Annotated in this window: 6 protein-coding genes and 1 pseudogene; 4 read left to right on the top strand and 3 right to left on the bottom strand. The window is 63.5% G+C overall.

The genetic code is table 11. The features are described from left to right. The 4 genes and pseudogenes from L9Z73_RS24835 to L9Z73_RS24820 all read left to right on the top strand — a co-directional run. A partial coding sequence (locus L9Z73_RS24835; RefSeq protein ID WP_247406709.1) for an ABC transporter permease occupies window positions 1–843 on the top strand: 843 nt, incomplete at its 5' end. A gap of 6 nt (window positions 844–849) precedes the next feature. Further along, the gene (locus L9Z73_RS24830; RefSeq protein ID WP_247406707.1) at window positions 850–1659 is read left to right on the top strand and encodes an ABC transporter permease; all 810 of its coding nucleotides are present in this window, start codon (window positions 850–852) and stop codon (window positions 1657–1659) included. Window positions 1660–1676: 17 nt separating this feature from the next. Further along, window positions 1677–2831, top strand: coding sequence for an ABC transporter ATP-binding protein (locus L9Z73_RS24825; RefSeq protein WP_247406704.1), 1155 nt, complete (start codon window positions 1677–1679; stop codon window positions 2829–2831). 116 nt (window positions 2832–2947) lie between these two features. Further along, window positions 2948–3031: pseudogene (locus L9Z73_RS24820) on the top strand (flavin reductase family protein); the annotation flags it as partial. Window positions 3032–3172: 141 nt separating this feature from the next. Here L9Z73_RS24820 and L9Z73_RS24815 read toward each other — a convergent pair. From L9Z73_RS24815 to L9Z73_RS24805, 3 genes are all read right to left on the bottom strand, one after another. Beyond that, on the bottom strand, window positions 3173–3916 hold the full coding sequence (locus L9Z73_RS24815) for a PAS domain-containing protein (RefSeq protein WP_247406701.1): 744 nt from the start codon (window positions 3914–3916) through the stop codon (window positions 3173–3175). After that, a complete protein-coding gene (locus tag L9Z73_RS24810) occupies window positions 3917–4576 on the bottom strand; it encodes a response regulator (RefSeq protein ID WP_247406698.1) in 660 nt (219 codons plus the stop codon). It lies immediately after the preceding gene. Continuing rightward, on the bottom strand, window positions 4545–5162 hold a 618-nt coding region (locus tag L9Z73_RS24805), incomplete at its 5' end, for an ATP-binding protein (RefSeq protein ID WP_247406695.1). The genes L9Z73_RS24805 and L9Z73_RS24810, both read right to left, overlap by 32 nt.

The raw sequence follows: 5162 nt of genomic DNA, 5'->3' as shown, positions 1-5162 counted from the left end.
CCGTCCCTGGCCCAGCGCTGGCGGGGGGCGGGAAACCTGATCCCGGCCCTGCTGTTCCTCGGCCTGTTCTTCCTCGCACCGCTGATCGGGCTGTTGCTGCGCGGTGTACTGGAACCGGTGCCGGGCCTGGGCAACTATGAACAGTTGTTCGCCAACTCGGCCTACGCCCGGGTAATGCTCAACACCTTTTCGGTGGCGGGCCTGGTGACCCTGTTCAGCCTGTTGCTGGGCTTCCCGCTGGCCTGGGCGATTACCCTGGTGCCACGCGGCTGGGGCCGCTGGATCTTGAATATCGTGCTGCTGTCGATGTGGACCAGCCTGCTGGCCCGCACCTATTCCTGGCTGGTATTGCTGCAAGCCTCCGGGGTCATCAACAAGGCGCTGATGGCCATGGGCATCATCGATGTGCCCCTGGAGATGGTGCATAACCTCACCGGCGTGGTGATCGGCATGAGCTACATCATGATCCCGTTCATCGTGCTGCCGTTGCAGGCGACCATGCAGGCCATCGACCCGATGATCCTGCAGGCCGGCTCCATCTGCGGCGCGAGCCCGTGGACCAACTTCTTCCGGGTGTTCCTGCCGCTGTGCCGGCCGGGGTTGTTTTCTGGCGGGTTGATGGTGTTCGTGATGTCCCTCGGTTACTACGTCACCCCGGCGCTGCTCGGCGGTGCGCAGAACATGATGCTGCCCGAGTTCATCATCCAGCAGGTGCAATCGTTCCTCAATTGGGGCCTGGCCAGTGCCGGTGCCGCGTTGCTGATCTTCATCACGCTGGTGCTGTTCTACTTCTACCTGAAACTTCAGCCGGAATCCCCGGTTGGCGCGAGCAATGCGAGGTAAACCGTCATGCTGCTGACTCCGAATGCCATGAGCCGCAGGATGCGCCTGGGCCTCTACACCACCACCGGGTTGATTGGGCTGTTCCTGCTGCTGCCGATCGTGTTTATCGTGCTGCTGTCGTTCGGCTCGTCGCAATGGCTGGTGTTCCCGCCACCGGGCTGGACGCTGAAATGGTACGGCCAATTCTTCTCCAACGCCGACTGGATGAACGCGGCGCTGGCCAGCCTCAAGGTCGCCGTGCTGACCACCGTGTTCGCCGTGGCGCTGGGCCTGCCCACGGCATTTGCCCTGGTGCGCGGGCGCTTCCCCGGCCGCGAACTGCTCTACGGCCTGTTCACCCTGCCAATGATCGTGCCGCTGGTGATCATCGCCGTGGCGGTGTACGCGCTGTTCCTCAAGCTCGGCTACACCGGCACGATGTTCGCCTTTGTGGTCAGCCACGTGATTGTCGCGTTGCCGTTCACCATCATCTCAATCATCAACTCGCTGAAACTGTTCGATCAGTCGATTGAAGACGCGGCGGTGATCTGCGGTGCGTCGCGCCTGCAGGCGGTGTTCAAGGTGACCTTCCCGGCGATTCGCCCGGGGATGGTGGCCGGTGCGCTGTTCGCCTTTCTTGTGTCATGGGACGAAGTGGTGCTCAGCGTGATGATGGCCAGCCCGACCCTGCAAACCCTTCCCGTGAAAATGTGGACCACCCTGCGTCAAGACCTGACACCGGTGATCGCCGTCGCCTCGACGTTGCTGATCGGCCTCTCGGTGCTGGTCATGGTCATCGCCGCCGCCGTTCGCCGGCGCACAGAAACCCGCGCTTGAGCGCCCAGGAGCAGAACATGAGTGCAGTGATCCAAGATGCCGCGCAGAACCCGGGCCAACCACTGGTCAGCCTGCGCAACCTGAACAAGTACTACGGCGAATTTTGCGCCGTGGACAACATTTCGCTGGACATCAAGGACGGCGAATTCCTCACCTTCCTCGGCTCCAGCGGCTCGGGCAAAAGCACCACCCTGTCGATGCTCGCCGGCTTTGAAACGCCCAGCAGCGGCGAGATCCTGGTGGACAGTCAATCGCTGGTCAACGTACCGCCGCACAAGCGCGACATCGGCATGGTGTTCCAACGCTACTCGCTGTTCCCGCACCTGTCGGTACGCGACAACATCGCCTTCCCCCTGGCGATCCGCAAACTGGCCAGCGCCGAGCGCGAGAAGCGTGTCGACGCCATGCTCAAGCTGGTGCAACTGGAACAATTCGCCCATCGCCGCCCGTCGCAACTGTCCGGCGGCCAGCAACAGCGCGTCGCCATCGCCCGGGCGCTGGTGTACGAACCGCGCATCCTGCTGATGGACGAACCGCTCGGCGCCCTCGACAAAAAACTGCGTGAAGACTTGCAGGACGAGCTGCGCCAGCTGCACCGGCGCCTGGGCATCACGATCGTCTATGTGACCCACGACCAGGAAGAAGCGATGCGCCTGTCACAACGCATCGCGATTTTCAGCCACGGCAAAATCGTCGGCCTGGGCAGCGGTTTCGACCTGTACCAGAACCCGCCGAACGCGTTTGTCGCCTCATTCCTCGGCAACTCCAACTTCCTCAAGCTCAAGGCCCAGGGCAACGCGGCGGCGTCATTCGAAGGCCAATCCGTGTCGATCCGCCTGACCAGCGGCCTGCGCAGCGAGCAGGATGTGCTGCTGATGGTGCGCCCGGAAAAAGCCCTGGCGCTGAGCGTCGAACAGGCCGCCGAACAGCCCCTGGCCGCCGGTTGGAATGAGGTGTCGGCGCTCGTCGGCGAAGTGCTGTTCCTCGGCGAAAGCCAGACCTGCAGCGTGAAAACCCTGGGCGGCACCTCGATGACGGTCAAGGCATTGTCCGCTGCCGGCATGCCGCTCAAGGCCGGTGACCCGGTGCGCGTGCGCTGGGCCACGGCGGATGCCTGTGTGTACACCGAGTGGGCCGAAAGCGATCTGAACAAGGCCGCCGGCGCTCATTGAGTCACCCATGTGGGAGGGGCGGTGCGACGGTTCGACTTGCTCCCGATAGCGGAGGAACAGTCAACTTATCTGTAGCTGACCCACCGCTATCGGGAGCAAGCCCCCTCCCACAGTTTGAGAACCTCATCGTGCCCCAGCAGAACGCCGGGCCACTGGTGTATTGCCACGGCAAGATGGGCGCCCTGCCCATGCCGGCCTAAGCCACACACAAAACTTTGTGGGAGGGGGCTTGCCCCCGATAGCGGTGGGTCAGTCAGCTTGTTTGTATCTGATCCACTGCCATCGGGAGCAAGTCGAATCGTCGCACCGCCCCTCCCACATTTTTTAACTGCATTTACCCGTTAAATCCTACGCTCGAAAATCGCCCCCTCGATGCCCAGCACCTCGCAGGTATCGGCATAGATCCCCACGCCCTTCTCCCACACATGCTTGATCGACTGGTCGGCGCAGCGGATCTGGTAATTGAGCTCGAACGGTTCATGGCGCGACAACGCATATTGCACCTCGCGCCACACGTAGTCGGCGTCCTGGGCCAGGATCAGGCTGTTGTAGGTGAATTCATGGTTGTCCACCAGCCGCTCGGCGGGGTAGCCGGTTAATTGCAGGCAGCCGGCACTGACGAACTCCATGGTCCAGTCGCGGTTGTTACGGCCGCGATAGATCAGCCCGGGCATGCTGTCGAGCAAGCTCATGCTGCTGCGCTGGCTGGCTAGCAAGGCGATTTCGCGGCGCTTGTGCGCAGTGACATCCCCGGCCACTAGGTAGAAGCCCTGCGGGCCGCGCTTGAGGCTGATCTCGAACCAGCGCAGTTCGCCGCACGGATGCACGAAGCGCAGGCGCTGGTTGAACGAGGTCTCGGGGCGTCGGCGCAGTTCATGCAAGGCCTGGCGCCACAGCGGGCGGTCTTCCTGGTGCACGTAGTCGACGAGGTTGCGCTCCGCGCCCGGCGCGCCCATCAACTCGGCCCAGGCCAGGTTGAAGTGGGCGATCTGGCCGTTGTCGCGCAGGTGCAGCAAAGCGGCGGGAAAACAATCCATTGGGTACGCGGGCGGTGCCTGTACCAAAGCGTCAGGGCTTTCCCTCATCTAATGACGCTCCTCGTGTTTGAGCAACGCGCCGCTGTGCACCCGGGCCGCCAGCTCCAGGCGCGAATGCAGGTTGAGTTTCTGCAACAGGCTGCGCACGTAGATTTTCACCGTGCCGTCGCTGATCCCCAGTTCCCTGCCGATCTGTTTATTGCTCATGCCGGCGGCGATCAGCGCCAGGGTCTGGCCTTCGCGTTCAGTGAGGTTCTCACCGCCCGGCGTCTCGCCGTGTGGCCTGGGCTCGGCCGGGTCGGCGAGCAAGGCGATCAGGCTTGAGTCGAGCATGATCGCGCCCTTGTGGCAGTTGCGCATATACGCCAGCAATGCCTCGGGCTCGGTTTCCTTGAGCACGTAACCGCTGGCGCCCAGGCGCAAGGCAGTGAGCAATTCGGCGCGGTCCATCGACGCCGTGAGCACCACCACCTGGCAGTCCAGGTGCAATTGGCGCAGTTCGTCCAGCACCTGCAGGCCGCTGAGGCCGGGCATGTGCAGATCCAGCAAGACCTGCTGCGGCGTCAGGCTCACGGCCAGGTTGATGCCCTCTCGGCCACTGGCCGCCTGCCCCACCACTTCGAAGTCGTCGCTGGCATCGAACAGTTGCGCCAGGCCTTTGCGAAACAGCGGGTGATCATCGATCAGTAATAAGGTCGTGCAGTCCATCGAGACTCCCTTGTGGCAGGTCGTGGTGGCGGCGCAGGCCAAGGTGCACGCGTACGCCGTGCGGGCGGATCGCTTCAATGCTCAGCCGCGCGCCGATGCTGGCGGCGCGCTCGCGGATAATTGCCAGGCCGAAATGGTTGTGCTCATCGCACGCCGGGCTCAAGCCGATGCCATCGTCCTCCACCGACACCGAGGCATCGCCGTCCTGGGTCTGGCGCAGTTCAATACGCACATGCCGCGCGTGGGAATGGCGCACCGCATTGGCCAGGGCCTCGCGCACGATCTGCAGGATCTGCAACTCGGTTTCCGGACTCAGGGCATCGTCGGCCAGGCGGTTGTCCAACTCGAACACGATGATGCAGCGCCGCGAAAACTCCGCGACCGAGTCGGCCAAGGCCTGGCGCAACGAGCGTCCGTCCATGGTCAGGCGTGCGCTGGTGATCAGCTCGCGCACCTGGCGTTGCAACTGGCTCAGGCCGGCGCAGAGGTCCTGCAGGACGGGCGCGCCCAACTGTGACTGCAAGCCGTGGGCCTGGAATGCCAGGTAACCCAACTGCTGCGCCACCGAATCGTGCAACTCACGGGC

Source organism: Pseudomonas emilianonis (assembly GCF_023072625.1).
Lineage (GTDB): Bacteria > Pseudomonadota > Gammaproteobacteria > Pseudomonadales > Pseudomonadaceae > Aquipseudomonas > Aquipseudomonas paraveronii.
Note: the sequence above shows the minus strand (reverse complement) of the source record. Positions and strands in the feature narration are given on the sequence as shown.